Origin of the sequence: Gloeomargarita sp. SRBZ-1_bins_9 (assembly GCA_039794565.1) — a bacterium.
GTDB lineage: Bacteria > Cyanobacteriota > Cyanobacteriia > Gloeomargaritales > Gloeomargaritaceae > Gloeomargarita.
On record JAUQVX010000001.1, the window covers coordinates 182,265 to 205,855 of the forward strand.

The following is a 23,591-nucleotide window of genomic DNA, read 5'->3' on the forward strand; positions in this document are numbered from 1 at the left end:
TAAGGACACCCCCCTGACAGACTTGACAAGACCGGTTATGATGGACTTGGTTCCGCCCCCTGGGATTTAGCTCTGCTTAATTCCATTGCGGCAACGGAGCGTTGTGCATTGGCGTTGGATTTGGGTTATGACTATTTACGTGGGCAATTTATCCTTCAAGGCCACCGAACAGGACCTGAGGGAAGTTTTCTCGGAATACGGACCAGTCAAGCGGGTCACGTTACCGATGGATCGGGAAACGGGTCGGATGCGGGGGTTTGCCTTCGTGGAAATGATGGAGGACGACCACGAAGAAAAGGCGATCAATGCCCTCGACGGCGCGGAGTGGATGGGGCGGCAGTTGCGGGTTAATAAAGCCCGGCCCCGGGACGATAACCGGCGTTTCTAAAACCCTAGCCCCGTAACCGTTTTTGCACATCCCGGGGGAGAATGATCACCCGGCGGCCGTCGGGCAAGGTCTCAATTCGCCCCCCGGCTTCTAAAATTTTTTGAATGGCAATGGCTTGGATGCGCTTGGTTGGTGCGTAACTGAGGATGGTCAGCCAGCCAATGACTTTAGCAATGCGACTGTTGGCATCCTCCCGCAGAAACTGGGCTGACTGGGTTGCCCGCCGAACCACTGCTTGACTCTCTGGCGTATCCCACCGGCTGGCCCACCGGGCGGCGGTCTCGAAGGAACGAATGGCCGCGGGACCGTCCCCTAAAAACAACATCTCATCAATGCCCCGGTACATCCAGGGGTAGTAGGACCCCGGCACCTCCGGCGTCAAAGACTGCATGGCCCGGCTGGCAATTTGAATGCTCCGCTCCGGTTCCCCGGCGTAGAGGGACCCCGCCGTGGATAGAAATAAATAAGCTCGGATAAAACGCGGATCATGTCGTAGGATGACTTCAAAAAAATCGGGCACCAATCCATAGGCCAAGGCCCTGCGGGCTTCCTCATCGCCAAAGTAAATATTGAACTGAATCAGCCACCAATTGGCTATCATGTTGTCGAACCCCAAACCGGGCATTTGTCGCCATAAACGCAACTGGGCCTGGGTCAGGGCTTCCTGCTGTTGCCACAGGGGAAGATTGTTTTGTTGCTGGGCAGTCAACCAGGCCTGGCGTTGCATTTGTAACCCCACCACCCCCCCAAAGGTCACCAGCCCGATCAACACATTAACCAGGGTTTTGATCATCTTGGTTCCCCCCCGCCTGCCAAAACTGATGGAGGACCTGTTGATGCACCTGCTTCCAGGGTAGTCCATGGGCGCGGGCGATCCGGGCGCAATCCTCGTACTCCGGTTGTACGTTAACCAGCCGACCGTTGATTTCCGCCACTTTGACGGCCACCTCTCCCCAGGGTGTTGCCAGTCGCACCAGGCGCCGGGGTAAAACCTTCCGTTCCTGCCACTGATACCGGACACCCAAGGTGGTCGTTTCCTCAAACAGGATAGCGCTACAGCGGTCTGCTTGCTCGGGCGAGCACAGGACCTGCACCAGGACCCCCTGCCGTCCTTTCTTCATGGTGATCGCCTGAGTCCACACATCTAACGCCCCAGCGGCCAGTAACCGTTCACAGGCGTAGGTCAGTCCCTGGGGCGACATGTCGTCAATTTGGGTCTCCAACACCACCACAGGTTCCGTCATGCGGGTCCCTGGAGCTGACCCTAACCACAACCGCAATACGTTAGCAATGGCCAAATCCCGGCTACCGGCACCCCAACCTACCCGCTCCAGAGACATCCGCGGTGGCCCCCCAAACCCCTGGGCCAGGGTGGTCACAATGGCTGCCCCCGTCGGCGTGACCAGTTCCCCAGTGAGGCCGTTGTCATATACTGGGACCCGTTTGGCCTGGCATAGGTACAGGACCGCCGGCGTGGGGACTGCCATAGACCCATGGGCCGTTTCCACATACCCCGACCCCAGGGGCAAAGCGGAGCAGTACACCTGCGTCACCCCCAGGACATGCAAACCCAGGCAGGTGCCCACCACATCCACCAGGGCATCCCATGCCCCCACCTCGTGGAAATGCACCCGCTCCGGCGGCACCCCATGCACGGCCCCTTCCGCGATGGCCAGGCTCTGGAAAATCGCTAAACTCCCCTGCTTGACCGGATCGGGCAAGGAGGCCTCAGTCAGGAGCCGGCGAATGTCTCCCCAATTCCGATAGGGCGGTTGTTCCCCCACCGGCTGGACGTGCAGGTAGGTCGCCCGCTGGCCCCGCCGTTGCACCGACTGCACCATCAGGCTCACCGACTCGGCTATCCCCAACCCCTGTAGGACCTGTTGTAAGACCTCAACCGGCAAACCGGCATCCACCAAGGCCCCCAGGCACATATCGCCCGCAACCCCCGTCGGGCAATCAAAGTAGGCCAGGCGTCCCATCAAGAGCGCTGTAGCACCAACACCCCCATTAAACCATGGGCAATCGGGTAGTGGCCGGCCTGAAACCCGCAATCTTGGGCCCACTGCACCTGCCGGTCGCCGGGGGGAAAATTTTGCAAGCTCGGCCAGATATAGGCGTATTCATCCCCCAACCCCAACCACTGGGCCACCGGCACCACCACCCGTTGCAAATACCACCTTTGCCAAGCTCGCAGCCAGGGGTCCTCGGGGTGGTGAAAATCCAAAATGGCCGCCCGTCCCCCCGGTCGCAACACCCGGTAGATTTCCCGCAAACACCGCTGTCGGTCCTGGACATTGCGTAACCCGTACCCCATGGTCACCACATCCACCGTGTTGTCCCCAAAGGGCAATTGCAAGACATCCCCCTGGTGCCAGTGAATGGGTTGGTGAGCGTATCGCGCGCGGGCAATGGCCAGCATCGCCGGGGCAAAGTCAATCCCCCACACCTGACCCCTCCCCCCTATTTTCCGCGCCAGCAGCCCCGTCAAATCCCCCGTGCCACAGCACAAATCCACCGCCGTTTCCCCCGGTTGCGGGTCCACCCAGCCGATGACCATGTGTTTCCAGACCCAATGCTGCCCCCAGCTCAGCCAGTTGTTGAGGGCGTCGTAATGGCGGGCAATCCGGTTAAACAGGGCCTGTGTATCGGTCATTCCGGGAACACCTGCGTCCGCGCCTGCACCACCCGAATCTGCCGGGTCGCCAAATTCCCTTCTGCCTGCGCCCCCGTGACCGTGATGGGGGGGTCGTTTTGGGTGTAAAACACATTGCCGCTGGCCGTGACCTCCTGCCGGTCTATCCGCCACTCCACCGTCTGGGCGCGCAACCGCCCCCGGGGATGTACCGCCTCCACCCCCTGGCGTAACCGCAACACCTGCCGGGCAAAGTCCATCTGCCCGCCCCCCGCCTTGACCACCAGTTGCTCCGGCGTATAGACGATCTGCACCGGTTTTAGCGCCTGCGCCAGCCCCTCCCGCCATCGCCAGTCCAGGGCCTCCCCCGTGATCCGCAGCGCTGGCTTTTGGTTAGTCACCTGCACCTGTTGCCGCAGGGACAGCCGATTCTCCCGCAAACGAATCGTGGCCTCCTGCCCCTTGACATACATCCGATTCGGCTGGCGAAATTCCGGGTTGCCCCTCAACAGGATTTCCTTCTGGGCCGGACGCCACATCAGGAAACGGGCCTTGATCACCATTTTGTCCTGCACATCCTCCGCGGTGATGTCCCCCTCGACGGTCAACGTTTCCTGGGCCTCCTGCACCGTCGCCTGGGTCGCCTTGACCCGATAACGGGGTTTCCCCTGGGCATAAATATCCCCCACCACCTGCCGGGCCGTCACCCGCCGGGTTTGGACATCTGCTATCGCCTGGTCCGCCTGCAACTTCCACACCGTCTGGCCCCCCTTATCCGCCTGGTGCAGTTTGAGGGATTCAAAGGTCAATTGCTGGGACGCCTCTGGGTTGGCCTCCGGTTCGAGGGGACGTTCCGGCACCTGACAACCGGCCAACAGGCAGCCCAGGACCACCCCCCAGGCCCATCGCCTAATTACGGGACGGATTGGCGTTGTCATTCGCGTTGTTGTTGGCATTGTTGACCATCTCCGCCACCGAGCGGTAGGGGGTGGGACGATTGGCCTTGCGGATCTCATCCCGAATCGTCTCTAAATCAATATAACGGTCGGCCACATTAATCAAATTATCGCTGGTCATGGAGCGCAGACTCACTACCTCTACCCGTACCCCTCGGTAGCTCACCGCATCCACTGCATAGGCCAAGTCCCCGTCGCCGCTGACTAAAATGGCCGTATCGTAGGACCCCACCAGGGATAACATATCCACCGCAATTTCCACATCCAGATTGGCCTTTTTCGACCCGTCCGGTAACTGAACCAGCTCCTTACACACCACCCGATAACCGTTGCGGCGCATCCAGAGTAAAAACCCCTGCTGTTTTTCATTGGTTGGGTCCACGCCCGTGTAGAAAAAAGCCCGCAGCAGACGGGAACCCGCCGTCAAATAACACAACAACTTACTGTAGTCAATTTCAATCCCCAACTGGAGAGCAGCATAAAACAGGTTAGAACCATCAATAAAGATGGCAATCCGACCCCGGTTTTCCAAGACCTGTTGGGGAGTAAATAAACCCACGTTATCCATGCCAGACATCGGTTTAATCCCAGGTTAATAAAAAATATGAATGTTTTGTAAGTCCCGCCCACCCATCCGGTACGGTACTTAATACCTTAGCAAACAACCCTGGTCTGCCCCACAAAACGTTAGGATTTTATCGGTTTTGCCAGTTCCAAGCGGCCAAAAACCGGCTCCGGCGGGGCGAGGACCTGACCGGCGGGTAAAACTCCCCAACGGCTGTGGTCCGCGAAAGCCAGGGATACCTCGCCGTCAAAATCCACTCCGTAGCCCAACTGCTGGTAAATCCGGGTGCTGGTTTGGGGAACGACCGGGCTCAGCAAGTAGGCCGCCAACCGCACCGCCTCCAGCAAGCTATACAGTACGCCTTCTAAAGTGGTCTGGTCCCCGGTTTTCGCCAACTGCCAGGGCGCCTGTTCGTCAATCCACTGGTTGGCCCGTTGCACCAGCGCCAGCGTCAACCCACAGGCCCGGTGAATCGCCAATGCCTGGTAGGCCTGGGCCACCTGTGCCCCCAAATCCCGGCCCATCGTCACCAAGGGATTATTCGGTAAGGCCACCGGCGTCGGCACCCGTCCGCCGCAATACTTGTGGACGAGCTTAGACGTGCGGTTCAGCAAATTCCCCAACCCATTCGCCAAATCGGCATTCACAATCTGCACAAATCGTTCCTCGTTAAAATCCCCATCCTTCCCCAGTTCAATCTCCTTCAAAAAGTAATAGCGCAGGGCGTCACTCCCGTAGGTCTCCACCAGGGCAAAGGGGTCCACCACATTCCCCAGGGATTTGCTCATCTTTTGGCCGTCCTTGGTGAGAAAACCGTGGGCAAAAACCCGCTTGGGCAAGGGCAACCCCGCTGACATCAACATCGCCGGCCAATACACCGCATGGAACCGCAAAATGTCCTTGCCAATGAGATGTAAGTCCACCGGCCACCAGGTGCGGACCGCCGCCGCCAAACTGGGGGGTTCGTCGGGTTCTAACAACGCTGTGATGTAACCCAACAGGGCATCAAACCAAACATAAATCACCTGCTGGGGGTCCACCGGCACCGGAAAGCCCCAGTCCAGATGTCGGCGGGAAATGGAAAAATCATTTAGCCCCTGGGCCACAAATTTCATCACCTCATTGCGGCGGGTTTCCGGCTGGATAAAGTCCGGCTGGTCCCGGTACAGCCGTTCGAGCGGTTCTTGATAGCGAGACAACCGGAAAAAGTAGTTGGGTTCATCGCGCCACTCCACCGGCAAGGTGGGATGCAACGGGCAGTATCCCCCCGGTAATAATTCCCGTTCATCCTTGAACTCCTCACAGGCCACGCAATACCACCCCTGTTGCTGATGCAAGTAAATATCCCCCCGCTCCCACACCCGCAGGAAAAATTCCTTGACGATCACCCCATGGCGCGGGTCGGTGGTGCGACTGAAGCGGTGCCATTGGATGTGCAACTTCCGCCACAAGTCTTGAAATTCCGCCGCCATGCGGTCACAATGTTCCTGGGGGGGTAATCCCTGCTCCTGGGCGGTGCGTTGAATTTTCTGCCCGTGTTCATCCGTGCCGGTCACCAGCAGCACCGCATCCCCCCGCAACCGGGCAAACCGGGCCAGGGCATCCGCCACCATAGTGGTGTAGGCGCTGCCGATATGGGGCCGGGCGTTGACGTAGTACAAAGGGGTCGTTAGGCTGAAACGGGCCATAGGGGACCAGTAGAGACAGGGTTTTTCTCCATCATAGAGGGATTTGCTCGGCGGTTTGGCGTGTCCGTCCTCTATGCTGGTAAATGGAATTGTAATTCCCAGCACAATCGCTACGCCATGTCCAGGGTTCAGGTTTACTTGTTCACCAGCAAGACCACCCATCGAGACCAGATCAAACAGTTGCAACAACGGTTAGAGGCCCTGGGTTGTCCGGCGGAGGCCTTACAAATTGTGGACGTAATCGAGCAACCCTATCTGGCGGAACGGCTACGGGTGGTGGCCACGCCGGCTTTGGTCAAGGCCTATCCCGAACCCCGGCAAGTCTTGGCCGGCAGTGATTTGCTGGAACAGGTGGATTACTGGTGGCCCCGCTGGCAAACGGAAGCCGCCGCCGACAACCAATCCCCACCCGCCGTTAGCAGCCCCGATGTGGTCCGTTTGGAGGAGGAACTGGCCCGCGCCCAACTCACCATCCGTCAACTGACCGCCCAGGTGGACTTCCGCAATCAAGTGATCGAGATGCTGGCCCATGACCTGCGCAATCCCCTGACGGCGGTGAGCATTGCCCTGGAAACCCTGGAGATGGCCCCGCAGCGGCACGAACTGGCGCCCCAACTGATTCAACAGGCCCGCAACCAGGTAAAGACCTTGGACCGGTTGATCACCAGCATCCTCCAGGTCAGCCGCAACCAACAAAAAGTTCTGCACCTCAATCCCCAGGCGGTGCAATTGCCGGAGATCATCCACCAGGTGGCCCAAAGTTTCCAAGCCCTCCTGGAGAGCCGCCAACACACCCTACGGGTGGATATTGCCGAACCTTGCCCGCCGGTTTTTGCCGACCCTGACGCCCTGAGACGCGTGTTGAACAACCTGCTGGATAATGCCTGCAAATACACCCCTCCGGGCGGGCAGATCAGCATCAGCACCTTGCACAGCACTACCTTGAAAGTGCAGGTGACGGTGGCCGATAATGGGCCGGGGATTCCCCTGGCGGACCAGGAACGGATTTTTGACCCCAGCACCCGCCTGGCTAACCATGACCAGGAAGCCAATGGCTACGGACTGGGCCTGGCCGTCTGCCGGCAGATTATCCAGGCGCACTACGGGCGGATTTGGGTGGAGTCGGAGCCGGGCCGGGGGAGTCGCTTCCATTTCACCCTACCGGTATACCGCCCCTGAGTTGACAACGCCCCGACCCGTTCGCTAAAGTAATAGATACGTTGAACGCGTGCCCCCATCGTCTAGTGGTCTAGGACACCTCCCTTTCACGGAGGTAACAGGGATTCGAATTCCCTTGGGGGTATTGATGTTGCCGTTACGAATTCAGGTGGAACGGTCGCGCGGGTTGCTGTACGGCCTGGGCGAGTAACTGCCTGTATTCCTGGTCAGAGACGGTGTAGGCGCCGAAGCGGGTCAGGTGGGGGTTGATTACCTGGGCATCGAACAGCCAAAATCCCCGGCGGCGCAGGTGGTCCACCAGGGTAACCAGGGCCACTTTGGAGGCATCCGTGACCCGGTAAAACATGGACTCCCCGATGAAGGCGGCGCCGATGACTAGGCCCAGTACCCCTCCGGCCAGGGTATCCCCGTCCCAGGTTTCCCAACTGTGGGCATAGCCGGCCCGGTGCAAGCGTTGGTAGAGCTGCTGGAGTTCTTCGGAAATCCAGGTCTGGGGACGGTCAGCGCAACCGGCAACGACCCCGGCGAAATCCCGATTCACGTGCACCTGAAACCGGTGGAGTTTGCGTCGGAGAGAACGGGGGCAATGGAAGCGCTCATCCAGGGGAATCAGGGCGCGTTGTCGGCTGCGATACCAAGCCAAGGTGCCGGTGCCCTCATCTGCCATTAAGAAATACCCCTGACGGTACCCCTCAAGGACCCAGGCCACATCCCTATCCATCACCATCGCTACAATAGAGAGGGCAAGATTGATGAATCCCTGTGTCGCGCTATTTGATCATCTATGATGGGCGCTGTCAACTCTGTAGTGGTTGGGTGGCGGCGCTGTATAAGCTGGAGGGGGGCCGGTGGTTGAGCTACCTCCCCATGCAGGATGAAGCGGCCCTAGCCCAATGGGGAATTACACCAGCGACCTGTCAGCAGGGCGTCATTCTCATTGACCAAAATCGGCCGGAACGCCGCTGGCAAGGTACGGCGGCCCTCGAACAACTGGCGAGTTTCCTCCCCGGGGTGGCACCGGTGGTGGCTGCCTATCAACGCTTGCCGGGGTTGAAGGCCATTGGCGATGCCTGTTACGTCCAAATTCGCGACCATCGCTACGAGTGGTTTGGCGAACGGTCGGAGGTGTATCGCGTGCCGTCGTCCTAATGGGCCGGATTCTGGTAGGCATCGGGGGGGGAATTGCCGCCTACAAGGTTTGCGAGCTGGTTTCCCAGTGGGTGCAGCAGGGCCACCAGGTGCGGGTGATCTTGACTTCTACGGCGACCCGGTTTGTCACCCCCTTGACCCTGAGCACCCTCAGTCGCCACTGCGCTTACACCGACGGAGATTTTTGGCAACCCACTGGCCGTCCGTTGCACATCGAGTTGGGGGAATGGGCTGATGTGCTGGTGATTGCCCCCGCCACGGCAGATTTACTGGCGAAAATGGCCCAGGGCTTGGCGGACGACCTGCTCACCAACACCCTGCTGGCCAGCACAGCACCGGTTGTGGTGGCCCCGGCCATGAACAGCACCATGTGGCAGCAGGTCTCGGTCCAGCACAATTACCAAACTCTACAGCAATGGCCCCGTTGCCACAGTGTGGGGGTGCGGGCAGGGTTGCTGGCCTGTGATGCCGTGGGTCCGGGGCGGATGGCCGAACCCTGGGAAATCGACGCCTGGGTCAACTCCCTGCTCATCACTGGTGGCCGCCGGGATCTGCAGGGCTACAACGTTCTGGTCACCGCAGGGGGTACCCGCGAACACCTGGACCCGGTACGGTTTTTGGGGAATCCAGCCAGTGGCGCCATGGGAATCGCCCTAGCCCAGGCCGCCCTTAGCCGTGGCGCGAGAGTAACCTTGATTCATGGTCCCCTCACCCACCCAACGCCTGCGGTCGATCACGTGATCAGCGTTACCAGTGCCCAGGAGATGTATGCTGCCGTGTTAGCCGTTTTTCCCGAACAGCACTGGTGTCTGCTGGCCGCTGCGGTAAGCGATGTACAACCGGGAACGCGCCATGCCACCAAACTGCCCAAACAGGCCCTACCCGACTGCTTACCCCTGCAACCCGCCCCCGATATCGCCCAACACCTGGGGAACATCAAGCACCCGGAGCAATTACTCATCGGATTTGCCGCCCAAACCGGTGATATTGAGGCCCCCGCCCGGGACAAACTGCGTGCCAAAAACTTAGACGCCATCGTGGCCAACCCGATTGATGTACCCGGTGTCGGTTTCGGCAGTGAATATAACGAGGCTGTCTGGTTAGACCGACGGGGACAACGGCGGGTGTGGTCACGGACCACTAAACTCCACCTAGCCCACCAGATTCTGGATGCTGCTCGGGAGCTTTACGATTCCTCGTCGGTTTCCTCCTCGTCCGTGGGGTAGTAGAAGCTGCGGGATCGCCCTGTCAAGATGGATTTCGCCAAGGATAAGGCTTTTTGGGCCTCAAACAGAGCTTGCCGTTTCCACACCGCCTTACGCTGCCGCTTGCGAGCCTTCGAGGTTTTCTTCTTGGGGACTGCCATAAGCCGGGCCAAAGAATCGCAAAACATATTTCAATATAGCATTGACGGGGGAACAGCGCTCCATCCCCGGGCGGGCGTGTTATGCTATAGGAGTCCCAGTCTTAACAAAGGTTTACGTTTTAGGGGTGGGGATGACGGCAACGGTAGCGGTCCAGCGGCCAACGGTCAAGGAACTCAAGGAGGCTTGGGCGGGACTTCACGCGCGTAGTTGCCCAGATGTCTATAACTTTCACCTGCATACGGTGCATTCAGACGGGCGCCTAGAGCCGGAGGAGGTGATTGACCAGGCCTTGACCTATGGGGTGCAGGGGTTGGCTATTACCGACCATCACCGGGTGAGCGGCTACGAACAGGCCTACCGCTATTTACAGCGCCTGCCCGGTTACCGCAAGCCGCAACTGTGGTCGGGGATTGAAATCAGTTGCGACCTGCTGGGCGTTGAGGTGCATATTCTCGGCTATGGCTTTGACCCGGACCATGCCCTGATGGCTCCCTACATCCAGGGCACGACCCCCTTGGGGGATGACTACGCAGCGGCAGCGGTGATTCAAGCGATCCAGGGAGCCGGGGGTCTAGCCGTTCTCGCCCACCCGGAGCGCTACAAAAAACCGGCCAGTGAACTAATCCCGGCGGCCAGCGCCCTGGGCATTGACGGGGTAGAAGCCTATTACGCCTACAACAACCCGGACCCCTGGCGCCCCAGCCCGCAGCAAACGGCCCATGTGCTGCACCTGAGTCGGGTGTACGGGCTATGGGTCACCTGCGGCACTGACACCCATGGGCGCAGCATCCGCTCCCGCCTGTAACCACAGCAATTGCCGCCGTTGCAGGTCCTGAAGGTGGTCTGGCGTGGCGCCCGGCACCTGGTTGAGTAACTCGGCCACCGTCAGCTCGCCCGTTGCCCAGCAGAGGATGTCGTATTCCAGGGGCGTTAAATCCACCGGTTGGTAGTCGTAGTCCAACAGGGAACGCCCCGGCCACCCCATCATACAGGTCGAGCGCACCGGTCGGGCCTGTTGCCAGTCGGGCAATCCCCGCTGCAAGGGTGGACGTCCCAAAAAGAACTCAAAATGGGTCAGTTCTGGGTCCAGGGCTTCCACCAACTCGTACTGCTGCTGGGGGGGCAAGGCGCGGGCGGTTGTCAGTAGGTCCGGCGTCGCACCCAATAGCCGTTCCAACTGCCAGTAACGGGGATTGGAAAAGCCCAAAAACTCCAGACCCGTATTGGCAATCAGGGCAAACAGGGTCTCCACCGTGTAGTCCATCTCCTGGGGGTGCACGTACATATCGGCAAAGGTGGCGTCGTGGACGTTGTCTAAGGCCCAGCGTTCCCGTTCCCGCCGCACCAGCCGGTTATCCGCCGGTAAATGGGCCAGTAACTGTCGCCCAATGGCCACCCCTGTGCGGTAATCTCCCCCGGGCGGTTGCAGCAGACGAATCGCCTTTTGCAGCAGCCGGATTTCCCAACGGCCCCAGTAGGCGTACACAAACACGTGCATCAATCCCCCCGGCGCCAAGACTTCCGCCAAGGCCCGCAAACCCGCTTTGGGGTCCGGCAGGTGGTGCAACACCCCCACGCAGTTGATGTAGTGAAAGGTCTGGGATAGGCGGCCTACCTCCAGCAGGTTGAGGTGATGCAGGTGCACCCGATGGGCCACCCCTGAGCGCTGGAGTCGCTGCTGGGCAATGGCTAAGGCCGCCTCGCTCAGGTCAATGGCCACCACCGTCGCCGTGGGATTCAGATGGGCTAAGTAATCGGTGCCCACCCCTGTCCCACACCCGGCGTCCAGAATGCGTAGCGACGGCCACTCCCGCGGTATCCAACCCAGGGCAAAGTGATGGGCTGCCGGCACCGACCACCGCCAGTTGTAGCCCGGAGGGGGACCATCCGTCACCGGGTCGGGCGGAAAAGGATAGGTGTTGTACAGTTGCCGAACGGCTTGGGTAATGGCGTCGGTCATCGCTAGTCCCAAGGGAAAAGATTGGACCAGAACTGGTAAGGCCGACCGTTGGGCAGGATGGCCCCTTGACAGCGCACCCCCAGAAGATACATGCCTCCTAGATGTGCGCCCGTGAGATTGGCTCCCCGCAGGTCCGCCCCCCGCAAATCCGCCGCCGTGGGACTCCGCCACCGCATCAACAGGCCATTGCCCAGCAGCAGGAGCGCCAACCCCAGGAAGCCGGCTCCCCAGCGCCCCGTGATGCCCAGTACCACGACCAACAGCAACGCCAGGCCATTGCTCCCCAGCACCAGCAGTCGGGACAAATGGGGACGGGGTTGGTCGAAGACGGCGCCCTGGAGGTCGCAGCCCTGCAAATTCGCCCCCCGCAGGTTACTCCCCACCAAAGAACACTGGCTGAGGTCGCTATCCCGCAGGTCGGCCCGCCGGAGATCGGCCAGTGTCAAACAAGCACCCCGCAAGTTGGCCTTCTGAATCCGGCAACGACTGAGGTTGGCCCCGTGGAAATTCGCTCGGCGGAAATCGCTCTCCCGTAAATCCGCCCCCGCCAACACCACGCCGCTCAAATCCATCCCTGCGCCATCTAGACGGCGAAAATCTGTCTCCCCCTGGGTATAGCGCTGGATCAGGACCGACCGCAACACCCAACCTACTCAAGCCCGACTAGCACCATCATCCCACTGCGCCGTTCCCCCTGGCAACCTTAGGGGCCGAGGCGGTCTTAAGATGCTTTACTAAAGGTCCGGTTGGTTAAGTGGGGAAGCGACGGAACTTCTCCCGGCCAAGGTTGTAACATGGGCTATAGATGGCCCTCAGCCCTACTTCTCCTGGCCGTTGGTTGGTGATGTCCATGAAAAAGCATGAAGCCCCTCCTCCTGCCTCTCGCGCGACGGCGGACACCCGCCCCCAGTCTATGTCGTCAAAAGCTCCGTTCCCACCAGAAGTACGCGAATTGATTGCCAGCCTGAAGTTCCATTTTCGCCAGACCCTGACGGCAATGCCCCTGGAGATAGCCCTACTGGCGATGCGGGAGGCCTGGAAAGCCTGTAACCAGGAGCAGGATGTGCCACCGCCGCCCCCCTCGTTGTTGCGTTGACCATGGCCCTATCGCCGGCTCAGGTGGCTGACTTGCCCCTGGTGGCGGAGGTGGATATTTTGGTGGTGGGGGGAGGGACGGCCGGTGCTGTAGCGGGGATTGCGGCAGGACGCACGGGCTATCGGACCTTGGTAGTGGAACAGTTGGGGTATTTGGGGGGCACGCAAACGGGAGCGCTGGTGACACCCATGATGCCCAATCAATTGCAGGGGGTGCCCCTCAACGGTGGGATTGACGCCGAGATTAACCAGCACCTCAACGCCTGGTCGGAATCGGGGGTCTGGCGGGATGGCAACCGGGGCTGGTTTAACCCGGAGGCCCTGAAGTGGGTGCTGGAGGACCTACTGCTGGCTAGCGGCGCCCAGGTCTTGTACTACACGTTGTTTGAGGAGGTGGTAGTGGCCGACGGGCAGGTGTTGGGGGTGGTGGTGACCAATAAGGCCGGACGGGGGGTGATCTGGGCCAAGCGCACCATTGATGCCACGGGGGATGGAGATGTGGCCTACCGGGCGGGGGTGCCTTTCCAAAGCGGGGACCCGGAAACGGGGGTGAATCAGCCCTTGGCGGTGCGGTTTCTCCTGGGCAATGTGGACCTGAACCGTTTTGCCGATTTTTTGCGGGGTTTGGGGCGGCACGAAATTCTGGAGAATGCTGAGGGATCCCAGGTGCCCTTGATCCACACGGCGATGGTCTGGGGACGCCACTGGCCCTTGGAACCCCTGTTTCGCCAGGCGGTGGCGGATGGAGTACTCTTGCCGGAGGATGGGGAGTATTTTCAGGTCTTCACCATGGCGGGGCGACCGGGGGAGTTGGCGTTTAACTGTCCCCGCATCAGTGACCAGGTCGACGGCACCAACCCCTGGCATTTGACCCAGGCGCAAATCCGGGGCCGGCGGGCGATCCGGCGTTACTGGCAGTTTTGTCGCCGCTATTTGCCGGGGTGCGAGCGGTCCTACGTGGTGATGGGGGCAGCGCTGGTGGGGGTGCGGGAGTCGCGGCGGATGGTGGGGGAATATCTCCTGACCGAAACCGATGTCCTGCAAGCCCGCAAATTTCCGGATGCCATCGCCCGCAACAATTACCCGATTGACATCCATCGCCCCACCAAGGACCGGCGACCAGGGTTGACCCATCTGCCCCCGGGGGAATACCACGAAATTCCCTACCGCTGCCTGGTGCCGCTGGGGGTGGAGCAATTGTTGGTGGCGGGCCGGTGCCTATCAGCGACCTTTGCAGCCCAGGGGTCGGTGCGGGTGCAGTCCAATTGCCGGGCCATGGGGGAGGCGGCGGCGGTGGCCATGGCCATGTCTCTGGAGGCGGGTATTCCCCCCCGGCAGGTGGATGGGGTACAGTTACGCCAGCGACTGGTGGCCCAAGGAGCGAGGTTGTAGATGACGCGTTACTATCAGGTTACGGTTCACGACCGGCAACGGGGACAGGTGTATCAGGCCCAGGTGCCCGACGACCAGTACATCCTCACCAGCCTGGAGGCCCAGGGCATCGGTCTGCCTTTTGCCTGCCGCAATGGCTGTTGTACCACCTGTGGGGTACGGGTCCTGCGGGGGGAGGTGTTCCAGCCGGAGGCCTTGGGCTTATCGGCAGCTTTGCGCTCCCAGGGCTACGCCCTGCTGTGTGTCAGCTATGCCCGCTCTGACCTGGAATTGGCCACCCAGGACGAGGACGAACTCTACGAGTTGCAATTTGGGCGTTACTTCGGCAAAGGGCGGGTGCGCCGGGGATTGCCCCTGGAGGAGGATTGACATTCAGCGCCGGGTGCGGGCCAATTCCTCCTGGAGGACCTGCTGGTAAATCCAGGGCAACAGGGGGGTCCAGCGGTTGGATTCGGAACCGTAGCCCAAGCTGGTCCAAGTGCCGGACAGTTCCCGCAACACAGCCCTGAGCTGACCTTGGCGCAAGGCAGCCGCAATATCCAAGCCCCAAGCCTGGGGGTCGCTCAGCCAGCGATAGACCACCTGGTCCTGAAACAGGGGCGCAAATTCCGCTGCCTGGGGGTGGGGATGGTAGCGCCGGGCTTTTTCGTACCAGGTTGTTGAGAGCAGTTGGTAACGGCCGGCGGCAGTGGAACACCAACCGGGACGAATCACCACACAGCGGTCAGGGTGCTGCCGCAGATCAGCCGTGTACTCTCCCCCATACAAACGGTGGTAGGCGCGGGGGCCTCGGGCTTCACTGACGGTAATAGTGCGCATCAAGGCCCGGATGTAGGGGTCGCCGCCCGGCATGACCAACGGGGGAGCCAACCAGCGGAGCCACAGGGTCGGTTGCCACCAGGGCCAACTGCCTACCCCTATTCCCAGGACCAAACCAGCCCAAAAGCGATAGTCTCTGGGCAAGAGGAGGTGCCCCACACCCGTCAGGACATGGCCTGGATGACGTAATCGAAGTAATCGGCAGCGAGGGCGGTGTCGTCCTCATCCAGGAGGGCCAGGGCGGCGGCCTTCAGACAGCGAATGGCATCGGCCATCCCCACCACCGGCACCCCCAGGGAGTTGTACATTTCCCGCACGCCGATCAGACCAATGCTCTCAATGGGTTCTTTGTCGCCGGCGACGATGCCGTAGGTGATCAACCGCAGGTACCAGCCGTAGTCCCGCAAGCACAAGGCCCGCTGCCGTTGCCCATAGGCATTACCCCCCGGGAGGATGTAGTCCGGATGGAGTTGCCACAGTTGTTGTGCAGCTTTGTCTATGATCTTCTTCTCGTTCTCAGCCAGGATACTGGCAATGCGGAGCCGCTGTTCCCCGGTTGCGCAAAAATCCCGAATCGCCTGCAACTCGCCACTAGTCGGGTAGCGCAGTTCCTCATCAGCGTTGGCAATCACCTGCGCGACTAAAGCCATAAACCGCCACCTCGTTTGCCGAATAGGTCCACCTGTTCCACTTTAGGAATGAATCGTCCCCGGTGGCAAGGGGTTAGGGGGAGGCGGGGGTCGGCGTAATCTGGGGGGCCGGCTTTTCCGGGTCTTCTTTGATCACATAAACCGACTGCACCTGTTTCTGGGGGGCCGGCAGGGCTTCAATTTTGCCGGTGTTGATGTTGTAGGTCACCACTTCCGCCCGCAGGGTGTTGTTCTCCTGTTGGATAAACACATTCCCCCGCAGGGTAATAATCCGCCGCCGCGTGTCGTATTCGGCCATCTCCGCTACAGCGTCCACCTGGCGGCTGGGATAGACCATGCGGACATTGCCCCGGGCAATCACAATACCGGTGCGGGCGTTGGCCTCCTGAACATCGGAAGTGATGGTTAACGGTCCCCCCCGGGGCGCTGTGGGACCCGGTTGCGCTACAAGAGGGAACGCTATTACCGTTGCCAACCCCAAACTGCCCACCCCGGCGAGTATCGATCCCTTCATAATGATGATCGCAACGCTACTGCCTATGATAATGGACGATGACCTGGCCTAATTCGTGCCTACTGGTGAGCGCCAGTGATACCGGTTGCGGGAAAACCATCGTGACGGCCGGATTGGCTCTAGCCCTAGGCCAGGTGGGCGTCATCAAGCTGGTGCAGGCCGGCGTGGGGGACCGGGAGTACTACCAGCGGGTGTTGCCCCTGGACCAGACGCCGGAGGAGCTCAATCCCCTTTATTTCGCTGCGCCCTTGGCACCCCCTTTGGCGGCCCAGCAGGAGGGCAAAACCATTGACCTGGCCCGGGTTTGGCAACAGTTGACCCACCTGCGGCAGCGTTACCCCCGGGTGCTGGTGGAGGGGGTGGGGGGGTTGGGGTCGCCGGTGACCTGGGAATGGACGGTGGCGGATTTGGCGGCTCAGTGGCGTTTGCCGACGCTGGTGGTGGTGCCGGTGCAATTGGGGGCGATCGGGCAGGCGGTGGCCCAGGTGGCCTTGGCCCGTCAAAGGGGGGTGCAGGTGGTGGGCCTGGTCCTGAATGAGCGGGAACCCGTCACCCCCCAACAGCGGCAGGATTGGGCGCCGGTGGAGCTGCTCCAGCGGTTCACGGGGGTCCGGGTGTGGGGGTATTTTCCCTATGTGGCCGATATTTATGACCGCAACGGTCTGAAGCAGGCGGCCCTGGCCTTGGATGCCCACTGGATGTAACCCAAGTTGCACCCCTGCGCAAATGTGGTTAAATCGAAAGTGAACGCCAAGCCGCGGGGCGCTATGACAAACACACCTAAAAAGGTTTTGGTGATTGACGATAGCCGGGTTATTCGCATGCGGGTGCGGGAGATGATGCCCCAGGAAGGATTGGAACTGTTGGAGGCTCGGGATGGCATTGAGGGGATGACCCTCATCCGCCAACATCACCCCAATCTGGTCCTGCTGGATTTTATCCTCCCCAAGATGGGCGGTTGGGAAGTTTTCCAAAAGATTCAACAGGATGCCAGTTTGCAAACGATGGCCCTAGTGGTCATGTCGGGGCGCAAAGAGGAAGTGGTGGAGAAAGTACCAGAACCCTTTGATTACTTCGCCTTTGTTGCTAAGCCCTTTGAAAAAAGTGAGTTGTTTGAAGCCATTCGCCAAGCCACCCGTCTGGCGGCGGAACGGGCCAAACGTCAACAGATCAGCGCTGTGCCCAGACCGGTTAGCGCCGATGTGGAAGCCCGGGTGCGGACGTTGGAAATGGAAGTGGCCCAACTCAAGCAGGAATTACAGGCATTACGGACTTGGGTGCAGGACCGTTTATCCCAAGCGCCGTAGGTTATAATTATCGGGTCGTTAGCCCCAAAGCCGGTAATGAGTGAGACGCCCAGCCAGGCCCAGGTGCGACAGATGTTGGGGATGAAAGGGGCCCAGGTCCAAAATGTCCCCAAGTGGCGCCTGCGGCTGCAATTGATGAAACCCATTACCTGGATTCCCTTGATGTGGGGGGTTCTGTGTGGGGCGGCTTCATCTGGGGGATTTCACTGGCGGGCGGAAGATGTCCTGAAGGTTTTAACCTGTATGCTGTTGTCGGGGCCGGTGATGACCGGTTACACCCAGACCCTGAATGACTTTTTTGACCGGGAAATTGACGCCATTAATGAACCCTACCGGCCTATTCCTTCTGGGGCAATTTCCCTACAGGAAGTCATAGCTCAGATTGGGTTGTTACTGTTCGTGGGTTTAGGGCTAGCCTGGTTTTTAGACTGGTGGGCCGGGCATAGGTGGCCGGTGATCACTACTATTGCTCTGATTGGAGCCGTTTTGGCCTATATCTACTCGGCGCCACCCTTGAAACTAAAGCAAAACGGTTGGTTAGGCAATTATGCCCTGGGGGCGAGTTACATTGCCTTGCCCTGGTGCGCCGGTCACGCCCTGTTCGGCACCTTGAACCCCACTATTGTGGCCCTCACTTTGTTCTACAGTTTGGCGGGTTTGGGCATTGCCGTTGTCAACGATTTCAAAAGCATCGAGGGTGACCGGGCGCTGGGGCTGGCCTCATTGCCGGTGCAGTTTGGGGTGAAAACGGCGGCTTGGATCAGCGTGTTGATGATTGACCTGTTTCAAATGGGGGTGGCCGCCTATCTGATTGCCATCGGTCAACAACTGTATGCCACGATATTGCTGTTGCTGGTCATTCCTCAAATCACCTTTCAGGACATGTACTTTTTGCGGGACCCCCTGAAGAATGATGTGAAGTACCAAGCCAGTGCCCAACCCTTTTTTGTCCTGGGGATGTTGGTGGTGGGATTGGCACTAGGGCGGACCTAAAACTGCTGGAGTACCAGGGGATAGGTCGAGCAATTTGTAGGCAATTCTTCGAGACCTTTACCCGGAGGACGGTAACCCACGCCCCCCCCTTGTCAGGGGCTCAAATACCGTACATCCCGCTCACCGTTTCATGGTTGATCAGTACCAGTGGATGACCGGCTGGAGTTAATTGTTTAATTGTTATCGCCACGCCGCCGTTGCTGACCGCTTGACCTATCTACTGGAGGTCTATCGCCCGGGAACAACCCAGGTATTGCAACCGGACCAAAACGTATCTCCCCTAGCCTTCCCCGAGCGGGTGCCCCATCAGCCGTTGACCTCCCGGAAAAAGGCCACCGCATCCTTGAGCACAGCGATAAACCGGTCAATTTCCGCGGGGGTGTTGTAGAAGTACAAGCTGGCCCGGGCGCTGGCGGAAATCTGGAAATAGCGGTGCAACGGCTGGGTGCAGTGGTGACCGGCACGAATGGCAATGCCCGCCTCGTCCAACAGCATAGACAGGTCGTGGGGATGGACATCCGGCAAGGTAAAGGTCACTAAACCAGCCCGGTGGGGGGGCGGCGGACCAAACAAACGTATCCCCGGAATCCCCTGCAACTGCTGCCACAAGTAGCCCACCAAGTCCTGCTCATAGGCGTGGATATGGTCCAGGCCCAGATGCTGCAAATAATCTACGGCGGCCCCCAGGGCAATCACCTCGGCAATCGCCGGCGTCCCCGCCTCAAACTTGTGGGGCAAATCCGCGTAGGTGCTGTACTGCTCAAAGACCTCGCTGATCATTTCCCCACCGCCCAAAAAGGGGGGCATCTGGCGCAACAGTTCCGCCTTGCCGTAGAGAAAACCGGCCCCCGTCGGCCCACACATCTTATGCCCCGACGCCACCAGCCAATCGCAATCTAGAGCCTGCACATCCACCGGCAGATGGGGCACCGCCTGGCAGGCATCCAGCAACACCTTCGCCCCCCAATGATGGGCCAGCCGAATGATCTCCTCCACCGGATTAATACACCCCAGCATGTTGGAGACATAGGCGCAGGCCACCAACTGGGTGCGGTCAGACAGTAGCGAGCGGTAGTGCTCCAGGTCAAAGGTCTCCTCCGGAGTCAGCCGCACAAACCGTAGCACCGCCCCCATCCGCTGAGCCACCCACTGCCAGGGCACCAGATTGCTGTGGTGTTCCATCACCGTCAGGACAATCTCATCCCCCGCCTGCAGTTGGGTCATCCCCCAGCTATAGGCCACCAGATTGATGGCTTCAGTGGCGTTGCGGGTAAACACAATGGTTTCCGGCGCCGGTGCGTGAATCAGAGCGGCACACTTGGCCCGCGCCTCCTCATAGGCCTGGGTCGCCCGATTACTCAAGGTATGCACACCCCGGTGGACATTGGCGTTGTCCCACTCGTAGTAGTGCTGTAAGCAGGCCAAAACCTGCCGGGGCTTTTGGGACGTGGCCGCATTGTCGAAGTAGATCAGGGGGTGGCCATTGATCTCCTGATGCAGGATGGGAAAATCGGCCCGGGTTGCCGCCGCCAACGACCGCACCGTTTGCTGACTCATGGACGTTCCTCACTACGCAGCAAATGACGCATTCCCGCCTCACCGACCTGGCGTAGGGTGGGAAAGGGAATGTCTCGCAGTAACTCCTGAACAAAGCCCTCCACCAGCAACAGCCGCGCCGCCGGCCTGTCCAACCCCCGGCTTTGCAGATAGAACAGGGCCTCCGGGTCCAAATCACTCACCGTCGCCCCGTGGGTGCATTGCACATCGTCCGCCTGGATTTCCAACTGGGGGCGCGTATCCACCCGGGCCTGGGGGGACAGCAACAAATTCAAGTTCAACTGGCCCGCATCCGTCAACTGGGCCGCTGCCGCCACCCGGATATTGCCGTGAAACACCGCCTGGCCCTGCTGCGCCACCACGCATTTGTGCAATTGGCGACTCATCCCCTGGGGATGGTCATGGCAAATCCGGCTATGCACGTCCTGGTGCTGACGTCCCCCCACCAGACTCAACCCCCGCAGATAGGTCGTTGTCCCCGGTCCCTCCTGGTAAACCGACGGCTCGTAGCGACTCCAAAACGCCCCTATCCCCACACTGCGTAACCTGTAGTGACTGTCCCGGGCCTGGTGCACCACCGTTCGCACCAAATGGGCCGCCTGCTCTCCCTCCCGCTGCACCAGGTAATGCTCCAGGCGACTCCCTGGCCCCAGAAAAATCTCCGCCACCCCATTGGTCCAGGTTACCCCCGTGCTGGTGTAGTCCTCCACCCAGGTCAACTGCGCCCCCGCCTCCAGTACCAGCACATAGCGGGGACAGGCCAACACCGGCGTTTCCGTCGCCACCGCCTGATGCCGCCAATAGACCGGTTCCGTCACCAGCTCCTTGACCCGCACCACCAGCACCTGCGGCGTCGTCGCCTGATTCAACGCTGTAAACCCATCCGTTGGCAGACCCGTCCCCACACGTTCCCGCTCCCCCGGCGACAAGTCCGCCCATTCCCCCAGGACCACCCCCGCCGGTAGCCCCCCGTAGTCCACCACTCGACCGTTCACCACGCCGATCCAGGCCGAGAGTTCCGGTAGCGGCTCCAACGCCGTCCCAGGAAAAGTCGTCGCCAGATGCCAAGGCCTTTCCAGCAGGGGTCGCCAATCCGTCGCCCGCCAGGCCTCCCGGTCCACTTGGGGCCAATCCGGGGACTGCACCGTCGTCAGCGCCCCGTCCCGCCAGCTCAAAAACGCCCCATCCCCCTCGGTCAGCCGTCCGGCCAGTAGAGTTTCAGTCCCCATCGCCCCCCTCGCGCAGCCAGTCATAACCCCGCGCCTCCAGCTCCTGGGCCAGCTCCGGTCCCCCCGTGCGCACGATCCGCCCCCCCTCCATCACATGCACAAACTGGGGCGTGATATAGTTGAGCAATCGCTGGTAGTGGGTAATCAGCACCACCCCATTCTGGGGGCCAATCAACCGGTTAATCCCCTGGGCCACAATGCGCAGGGCATCAATATCCAACCCCGAATCCGTCTCATCCAAAATTGCCAATTCCGGCTCCAGCAGGGCCATCTGCAAAATCTCGTTGCGTTTTTTTTCCCCCCCGGAAAACCCCTCATTCACACTGCGGGCTAAAAAGGCGCTGTCCATCTGCACCAACTGCAACTTCTCTTGGATGAAATCCTCAAAATCCAACGGGTCCAGTTCCGGCAATCCCCGGGCCTGCCGTCGGCTGTTGCAAGCCAGGCGCAAAAACTCCACATTGGTCACCCCCGGAATCTCCAAGGGATACTGGAACCCCAAAAACAAACCCAACCGTGCCCGTTCCTCCGGCGCCAGCTCCAACAAATTCTGCCCCCGGTACCACACCTGTCCACCGGTCACCGTGTAATCCGGGTGTCCCGCCAAGACTTTGGCCAGCGTACTTTTCCCCGAACCGTTTGGCCCCATAATGGCATGGACCTCGCCCGGCTTGACCGTCAAATTGACCCCCTTGAGAATAGGGATGCCATCAATTTCCGCCCACAAGTCGTGGATGGTCAACAGGGCTTGGGTGGTGATTTCCGGCGCGGCAACTGTCATCGAACTATCCCAAATCCCGCAGCAATTACTCTTTTTTAAGCTAACACCGCCGGGGGTGGGCTGCAAGGAATCAACGGCGGGGACGCATCACCACACAACCTAGGCGCTCCGACGTGAGATAGGTTTGCGCCACCTGCTGCAAGGTTTTTGCCTGCAAACTGGCCACCGTACCCGGATACCCCAAACCCGGACTGATGTCCCCCAAAACCGTCTGGTAATAGCCATAGAGTCCCGCCCGTTCCGCCGGCGTTTCGTTGGCAAAAACAAACCGGCTGGTTACCCGCCGCCGCAACAGAGCCAATTCTTCTCCGCTAATGGGTTCACTGGCCAAGCGGGCCAAATGCTCCCGCATCACCTCCATCACTGCCGGTAAGTGGGCGACCGGTGCTTGCACCCCAATCCAAAACAGCCCCCCGTGGAGAAAACTCATATTCTGCACCGTCACGCCCGTGACCCAGCCCCGCTGGTGGCGCAACTCCCAGACCAAACGTGACGTCCGCCCTTGACCCAACACCATCGCCAGGGCATCCAGGGCGCACACCGTCGGGAAATCCGTCAGTCCCGGCACCGGCCAAGACCAAACCAAGCGCGCCTGCTCGACTTCATCCACCATGTCCTCCCAGTAGGGCAGCGGGCAAACCGAGGATGGAAAAACACATTGAGGCGCCGGCTGGAAACTTTCCCAGGCAGTCAAGCAGGGCACCACCGTCTCCAGCAACTGCTCCACCGTCAAATCGCCCACCACCACCGCCGTGACCCGCTCCGGGCCGTACCACTGCTGATGAAACCGGCGCATAGCCTCCGGCGTCAGTTGGGTCACCGTCTCCGTCGTACCCAGCACCGGACGGGCGTAGGGCAACCCGGCAAATCCTAAACTCATAACCCGCTGCATCAACCGCCGTTGGGGGATGTCCTGGGCGCGGCGAATTTCCTCCAGTACCACCTGTCGTTCCCGGTCGAATTCCGCAGTTGGCAATCCCGGTGCCCGCACCAAATCCACCAGCAAGGGGGCCACTTCGGGAAAATCCTGGGGCGCTGTGGTGACGAAAAATTGGGTGTACTCGTGGCTGGTGGCGGCGTTGGTGATGCCCCCGACCCGCTCGACCCGCTGCTCCAAATGCCCCAGGGGAACCCGGTCGTTGCCCTTAAAGACCATGTGTTCCAGAAAGTGGGCTAAGCCGTTTTGGTCCTCCGTTTCGTTTTGGGCGCCACACCCGACCCACAGGGCAAAATTGACCGTGGCTCCGGGCAAGCGCTGGGCAATCACCGTTATGCCATTGTCTAAAACCTGAATCGTGGGGGGCTGGGTTAGGGTAAACGACTGACTCTGCTGGACAAGGGACTCGCTGGGTGCAAACATGCCAACC

At 60.3% G+C, this 23,591-nt stretch carries 28 protein-coding genes and 1 tRNA gene; 12 read left to right on the forward strand and 17 right to left on the reverse strand.

All coding sequences use genetic code 11. The annotated features are described in order from the left end of the window. Positions 1-127: 127 nt before the first annotated feature. Positions 128-388, forward strand: coding sequence for an RNA-binding protein (locus Q6L55_01020; GenBank protein ID MEN9257298.1), 261 nt, complete (start codon positions 128-130; stop codon positions 386-388). A gap of 4 nt (positions 389-392) precedes the next feature. Here Q6L55_01020 and Q6L55_01025 read toward each other — a convergent pair whose 3' ends face one another. From Q6L55_01025 to metG, 6 genes are all read right to left on the reverse strand, one after another. Beyond that, positions 393-1,181: a hypothetical protein gene (locus Q6L55_01025; GenBank protein ID MEN9257299.1), complete on the reverse strand. Its 789-nt coding sequence runs from the start codon at positions 1,179-1,181 to the stop codon at positions 393-395. Further along, on the reverse strand, positions 1,162-2,370 hold the full coding sequence (larC, locus tag Q6L55_01030) for a nickel pincer cofactor biosynthesis protein LarC (protein MEN9257300.1): 1,209 nt from the start codon (positions 2,368-2,370) through the stop codon (positions 1,162-1,164). Before larC ends, Q6L55_01025 begins: the two co-directional genes overlap by 20 nt. After that, entirely contained in the window at positions 2,370-3,044 is a 675-nt protein-coding gene (ubiE, locus tag Q6L55_01035) for a bifunctional demethylmenaquinone methyltransferase/2-methoxy-6-polyprenyl-1,4-benzoquinol methylase UbiE (GenBank protein MEN9257301.1), read from the reverse strand. Before ubiE ends, larC begins: the two co-directional genes overlap by 1 nt. Then, on the reverse strand, positions 3,041-3,916 hold the full coding sequence (gene lptC / locus Q6L55_01040) for an LPS export ABC transporter periplasmic protein LptC (GenBank protein ID MEN9257302.1): 876 nt from the start codon (positions 3,914-3,916) through the stop codon (positions 3,041-3,043). The genes ubiE and lptC overlap by 4 nt, the downstream gene beginning before the upstream one ends. 16 nt (positions 3,917-3,932) lie before the next feature. Then, a complete protein-coding gene (locus tag Q6L55_01045; GenBank protein ID MEN9257303.1) occupies positions 3,933-4,556 on the reverse strand; it encodes an NYN domain-containing protein in 624 nt (207 codons plus the stop codon). Between the two features lie 110 nt (positions 4,557-4,666). Then, positions 4,667-6,232 (reverse strand): methionine--tRNA ligase, encoded by a 1,566-nt coding sequence (gene metG / locus Q6L55_01050; GenBank protein MEN9257304.1) that lies wholly within the window; start codon positions 6,230-6,232, stop codon positions 4,667-4,669. Positions 6,233-6,292: 60 nt separating this feature from the next. Here metG and Q6L55_01055 point away from each other — a divergent pair, with 60 nt between their 5' ends. Both Q6L55_01055 and Q6L55_01060 read left to right on the forward strand, forming a co-directional pair. Next, entirely contained in the window at positions 6,293-7,411 is a 1,119-nt protein-coding gene (locus Q6L55_01055; GenBank protein ID MEN9257305.1) for a histidine kinase, read from the forward strand. Between the two features lie 51 nt (positions 7,412-7,462). Beyond that, positions 7,463-7,535: transfer RNA gene (locus Q6L55_01060), tRNA-Glu, on the forward strand. Positions 7,536-7,547: 12 nt separating this feature from the next. On the opposite strand, the gene aat is transcribed toward Q6L55_01060, so the two are convergent. Then, a complete protein-coding gene (gene aat, locus Q6L55_01065) occupies positions 7,548-8,138 on the reverse strand; it encodes a leucyl/phenylalanyl-tRNA--protein transferase (protein ID MEN9257306.1) in 591 nt (196 codons plus the stop codon). Between the two features lie 35 nt (positions 8,139-8,173). Between aat and Q6L55_01070 the strand changes: the two genes are divergently transcribed. Then, on the forward strand, positions 8,174-8,560 hold the full coding sequence (locus Q6L55_01070; GenBank protein MEN9257307.1) for a DCC1-like thiol-disulfide oxidoreductase family protein: 387 nt from the start codon (positions 8,174-8,176) through the stop codon (positions 8,558-8,560). Next, positions 8,560-9,786, forward strand: a complete 1,227-nt coding sequence (gene coaBC / locus Q6L55_01075; GenBank protein MEN9257308.1) for a bifunctional phosphopantothenoylcysteine decarboxylase/phosphopantothenate--cysteine ligase CoaBC — start codon at positions 8,560-8,562, stop codon at positions 9,784-9,786. The genes Q6L55_01070 and coaBC overlap by 1 nt, the downstream gene beginning before the upstream one ends. On the opposite strand, the gene rpmF is transcribed toward coaBC, so the two are convergent. Next, on the reverse strand, positions 9,747-9,926 hold the full coding sequence (gene rpmF, locus Q6L55_01080; protein MEN9257309.1) for a 50S ribosomal protein L32: 180 nt from the start codon (positions 9,924-9,926) through the stop codon (positions 9,747-9,749). The two genes, coaBC and rpmF, sit on opposite strands and share 40 nt — an antisense overlap. A 131-nt stretch (positions 9,927-10,057) precedes the next feature. On the opposite strand from rpmF, the gene Q6L55_01085 reads away from it, so the two are divergent. Beyond that, positions 10,058-10,732, forward strand: coding sequence for a PHP domain-containing protein (locus tag Q6L55_01085; protein MEN9257310.1), 675 nt, complete (start codon positions 10,058-10,060; stop codon positions 10,730-10,732). Here the strand turns inward: Q6L55_01085 and Q6L55_01090 are convergent. Then, entirely contained in the window at positions 10,676-11,887 is a 1,212-nt protein-coding gene (locus tag Q6L55_01090; GenBank protein MEN9257311.1) for a class I SAM-dependent methyltransferase, read from the reverse strand. The two genes, Q6L55_01085 and Q6L55_01090, sit on opposite strands and share 57 nt — an antisense overlap. A gap of 2 nt (positions 11,888-11,889) precedes the next feature. Beyond that, positions 11,890-12,531 (reverse strand): pentapeptide repeat-containing protein, encoded by a 642-nt coding sequence (locus Q6L55_01095; protein ID MEN9257312.1) that lies wholly within the window; start codon positions 12,529-12,531, stop codon positions 11,890-11,892. 308 nt (positions 12,532-12,839) lie between these two features. On the opposite strand from Q6L55_01095, the gene Q6L55_01100 reads away from it, so the two are divergent. The 3 genes from Q6L55_01100 to Q6L55_01110 are packed head-to-tail and all read left to right on the forward strand — an operon-like array spanning position 12,840 to position 14,743. Beyond that, positions 12,840-12,983 (forward strand): hypothetical protein, encoded by a 144-nt coding sequence (locus Q6L55_01100; GenBank protein MEN9257313.1) that lies wholly within the window; start codon positions 12,840-12,842, stop codon positions 12,981-12,983. Positions 12,984-12,985: 2 nt separating this feature from the next. Then, positions 12,986-14,374 carry an FAD-dependent oxidoreductase gene (locus Q6L55_01105; protein MEN9257314.1) on the forward strand — a complete coding sequence of 463 codons (1,389 nt, stop codon included), beginning with the start codon at positions 12,986-12,988 and terminating at the stop codon, positions 14,372-14,374. Further along, positions 14,375-14,743, forward strand: coding sequence for a 2Fe-2S iron-sulfur cluster-binding protein (locus Q6L55_01110; protein MEN9257315.1), 369 nt, complete (start codon positions 14,375-14,377; stop codon positions 14,741-14,743). A gap of 3 nt (positions 14,744-14,746) precedes the next feature. Here Q6L55_01110 and Q6L55_01115 read toward each other — a convergent pair whose 3' ends face one another. The 3 genes from Q6L55_01115 to Q6L55_01125 all read right to left on the reverse strand — a co-directional run bounded on the left by Q6L55_01115 (position 14,747) and on the right by Q6L55_01125 (position 16,357). Beyond that, the gene (locus Q6L55_01115) at positions 14,747-15,307 is read right to left on the reverse strand and encodes a glycoside hydrolase family protein (protein MEN9257316.1); all 561 of its coding nucleotides are present in this window, start codon (positions 15,305-15,307) and stop codon (positions 14,747-14,749) included. 50 nt (positions 15,308-15,357) lie between these two features. Continuing rightward, positions 15,358-15,843, reverse strand: a complete 486-nt coding sequence (apcD, locus tag Q6L55_01120) for an allophycocyanin subunit alpha-B (GenBank protein ID MEN9257317.1) — start codon at positions 15,841-15,843, stop codon at positions 15,358-15,360. A gap of 73 nt (positions 15,844-15,916) precedes the next feature. Further along, complete coding sequence (locus Q6L55_01125) at positions 15,917-16,357, reverse strand: LptA/OstA family protein (protein MEN9257318.1); 441 nt, start codon at positions 16,355-16,357, stop codon at positions 15,917-15,919. Between the two features lie 38 nt (positions 16,358-16,395). On the opposite strand from Q6L55_01125, the gene bioD reads away from it, so the two are divergent. From bioD to chlG, 3 genes are all read left to right on the forward strand, one after another. Continuing rightward, positions 16,396-17,061: a dethiobiotin synthase gene (gene bioD / locus Q6L55_01130; GenBank protein MEN9257319.1), complete on the forward strand. Its 666-nt coding sequence runs from the start codon at positions 16,396-16,398 to the stop codon at positions 17,059-17,061. A gap of 63 nt (positions 17,062-17,124) precedes the next feature. Further along, positions 17,125-17,664 (forward strand): response regulator, encoded by a 540-nt coding sequence (locus Q6L55_01135; GenBank protein ID MEN9257320.1) that lies wholly within the window; start codon positions 17,125-17,127, stop codon positions 17,662-17,664. Positions 17,665-17,700: 36 nt separating this feature from the next. Next, on the forward strand, positions 17,701-18,657 hold the full coding sequence (gene chlG / locus Q6L55_01140) for a chlorophyll synthase ChlG (protein MEN9257321.1): 957 nt from the start codon (positions 17,701-17,703) through the stop codon (positions 18,655-18,657). 306 nt (positions 18,658-18,963) lie between these two features. Here chlG and Q6L55_01145 read toward each other — a convergent pair whose 3' ends face one another. From Q6L55_01145 to Q6L55_01160, 4 genes are all read right to left on the reverse strand, one after another. Continuing rightward, positions 18,964-20,214 (reverse strand): SufS family cysteine desulfurase, encoded by a 1,251-nt coding sequence (locus Q6L55_01145; protein MEN9257322.1) that lies wholly within the window; start codon positions 20,212-20,214, stop codon positions 18,964-18,966. Beyond that, entirely contained in the window at positions 20,211-21,443 is a 1,233-nt protein-coding gene (gene sufD / locus Q6L55_01150; GenBank protein ID MEN9257323.1) for a Fe-S cluster assembly protein SufD, read from the reverse strand. Before sufD ends, Q6L55_01145 begins: the two co-directional genes overlap by 4 nt. Further along, positions 21,433-22,224, reverse strand: a complete 792-nt coding sequence (gene sufC, locus Q6L55_01155; GenBank protein MEN9257324.1) for a Fe-S cluster assembly ATPase SufC — start codon at positions 22,222-22,224, stop codon at positions 21,433-21,435. Before sufC ends, sufD begins: the two co-directional genes overlap by 11 nt. A 70-nt stretch (positions 22,225-22,294) precedes the next feature. Further along, positions 22,295-23,584: a pitrilysin family protein gene (locus tag Q6L55_01160; protein MEN9257325.1), complete on the reverse strand. Its 1,290-nt coding sequence runs from the start codon at positions 23,582-23,584 to the stop codon at positions 22,295-22,297. Between the last annotated feature and the right edge of the window lie 7 nt (positions 23,585-23,591).

What these genes read in the sequence shown, in the direction of transcription:
- chlG (MEN9257321.1), top strand. Translation starts at nt 17,701, where the DNA reads ATGAGTGAGACGCCCAGCCAGGCCCAGGTGCGACAGATGTTGGGGATG.
- larC (MEN9257300.1), bottom strand. Translation starts at nt 2,370, where the DNA reads ATGGGACGCCTGGCCTACTTTGATTGCCCGACGGGGGTTGCGGGCGAT.
- coaBC (MEN9257308.1), top strand. Translation starts at nt 8,560, where the DNA reads ATGGGCCGGATTCTGGTAGGCATCGGGGGGGGAATTGCCGCCTACAAG.
- apcD (MEN9257317.1), bottom strand. Translation starts at nt 15,843, where the DNA reads ATGGCTTTAGTCGCGCAGGTGATTGCCAACGCTGATGAGGAACTGCGC.
- metG (MEN9257304.1), bottom strand. Translation starts at nt 6,232, where the DNA reads ATGGCCCGTTTCAGCCTAACGACCCCTTTGTACTACGTCAACGCCCGG.
- Q6L55_01125 (MEN9257318.1), bottom strand. Translation starts at nt 16,357, where the DNA reads ATGAAGGGATCGATACTCGCCGGGGTGGGCAGTTTGGGGTTGGCAACG.
- Q6L55_01090 (MEN9257311.1), bottom strand. Translation starts at nt 11,887, where the DNA reads ATGACCGACGCCATTACCCAAGCCGTTCGGCAACTGTACAACACCTAT.
- Q6L55_01110 (MEN9257315.1), top strand. Translation starts at nt 14,375, where the DNA reads ATGACGCGTTACTATCAGGTTACGGTTCACGACCGGCAACGGGGACAG.
- rpmF (MEN9257309.1), bottom strand. Translation starts at nt 9,926, where the DNA reads ATGGCAGTCCCCAAGAAGAAAACCTCGAAGGCTCGCAAGCGGCAGCGT.
- Q6L55_01025 (MEN9257299.1), bottom strand. Translation starts at nt 1,181, where the DNA reads ATGATCAAAACCCTGGTTAATGTGTTGATCGGGCTGGTGACCTTTGGG.
- Q6L55_01085 (MEN9257310.1), top strand. Translation starts at nt 10,058, where the DNA reads ATGACGGCAACGGTAGCGGTCCAGCGGCCAACGGTCAAGGAACTCAAG.
- Q6L55_01020 (MEN9257298.1), top strand. Translation starts at nt 128, where the DNA reads ATGACTATTTACGTGGGCAATTTATCCTTCAAGGCCACCGAACAGGAC.
- Q6L55_01160 (MEN9257325.1), bottom strand. Translation starts at nt 23,584, where the DNA reads ATGTTTGCACCCAGCGAGTCCCTTGTCCAGCAGAGTCAGTCGTTTACC.
- sufD (MEN9257323.1), bottom strand. Translation starts at nt 21,443, where the DNA reads ATGGGGACTGAAACTCTACTGGCCGGACGGCTGACCGAGGGGGATGGG.
- sufC (MEN9257324.1), bottom strand. Translation starts at nt 22,224, where the DNA reads ATGACAGTTGCCGCGCCGGAAATCACCACCCAAGCCCTGTTGACCATC.
- bioD (MEN9257319.1), top strand. Translation starts at nt 16,396, where the DNA reads ATGACCTGGCCTAATTCGTGCCTACTGGTGAGCGCCAGTGATACCGGT.
- Q6L55_01105 (MEN9257314.1), top strand. Translation starts at nt 12,986, where the DNA reads ATGGCCCTATCGCCGGCTCAGGTGGCTGACTTGCCCCTGGTGGCGGAG.
- Q6L55_01145 (MEN9257322.1), bottom strand. Translation starts at nt 20,214, where the DNA reads ATGAGTCAGCAAACGGTGCGGTCGTTGGCGGCGGCAACCCGGGCCGAT.
- Q6L55_01135 (MEN9257320.1), top strand. Translation starts at nt 17,125, where the DNA reads ATGACAAACACACCTAAAAAGGTTTTGGTGATTGACGATAGCCGGGTT.
- Q6L55_01045 (MEN9257303.1), bottom strand. Translation starts at nt 4,556, where the DNA reads ATGTCTGGCATGGATAACGTGGGTTTATTTACTCCCCAACAGGTCTTG.
- ubiE (MEN9257301.1), bottom strand. Translation starts at nt 3,044, where the DNA reads ATGACCGATACACAGGCCCTGTTTAACCGGATTGCCCGCCATTACGAC.
- aat (MEN9257306.1), bottom strand. Translation starts at nt 8,138, where the DNA reads ATGGTGATGGATAGGGATGTGGCCTGGGTCCTTGAGGGGTACCGTCAG.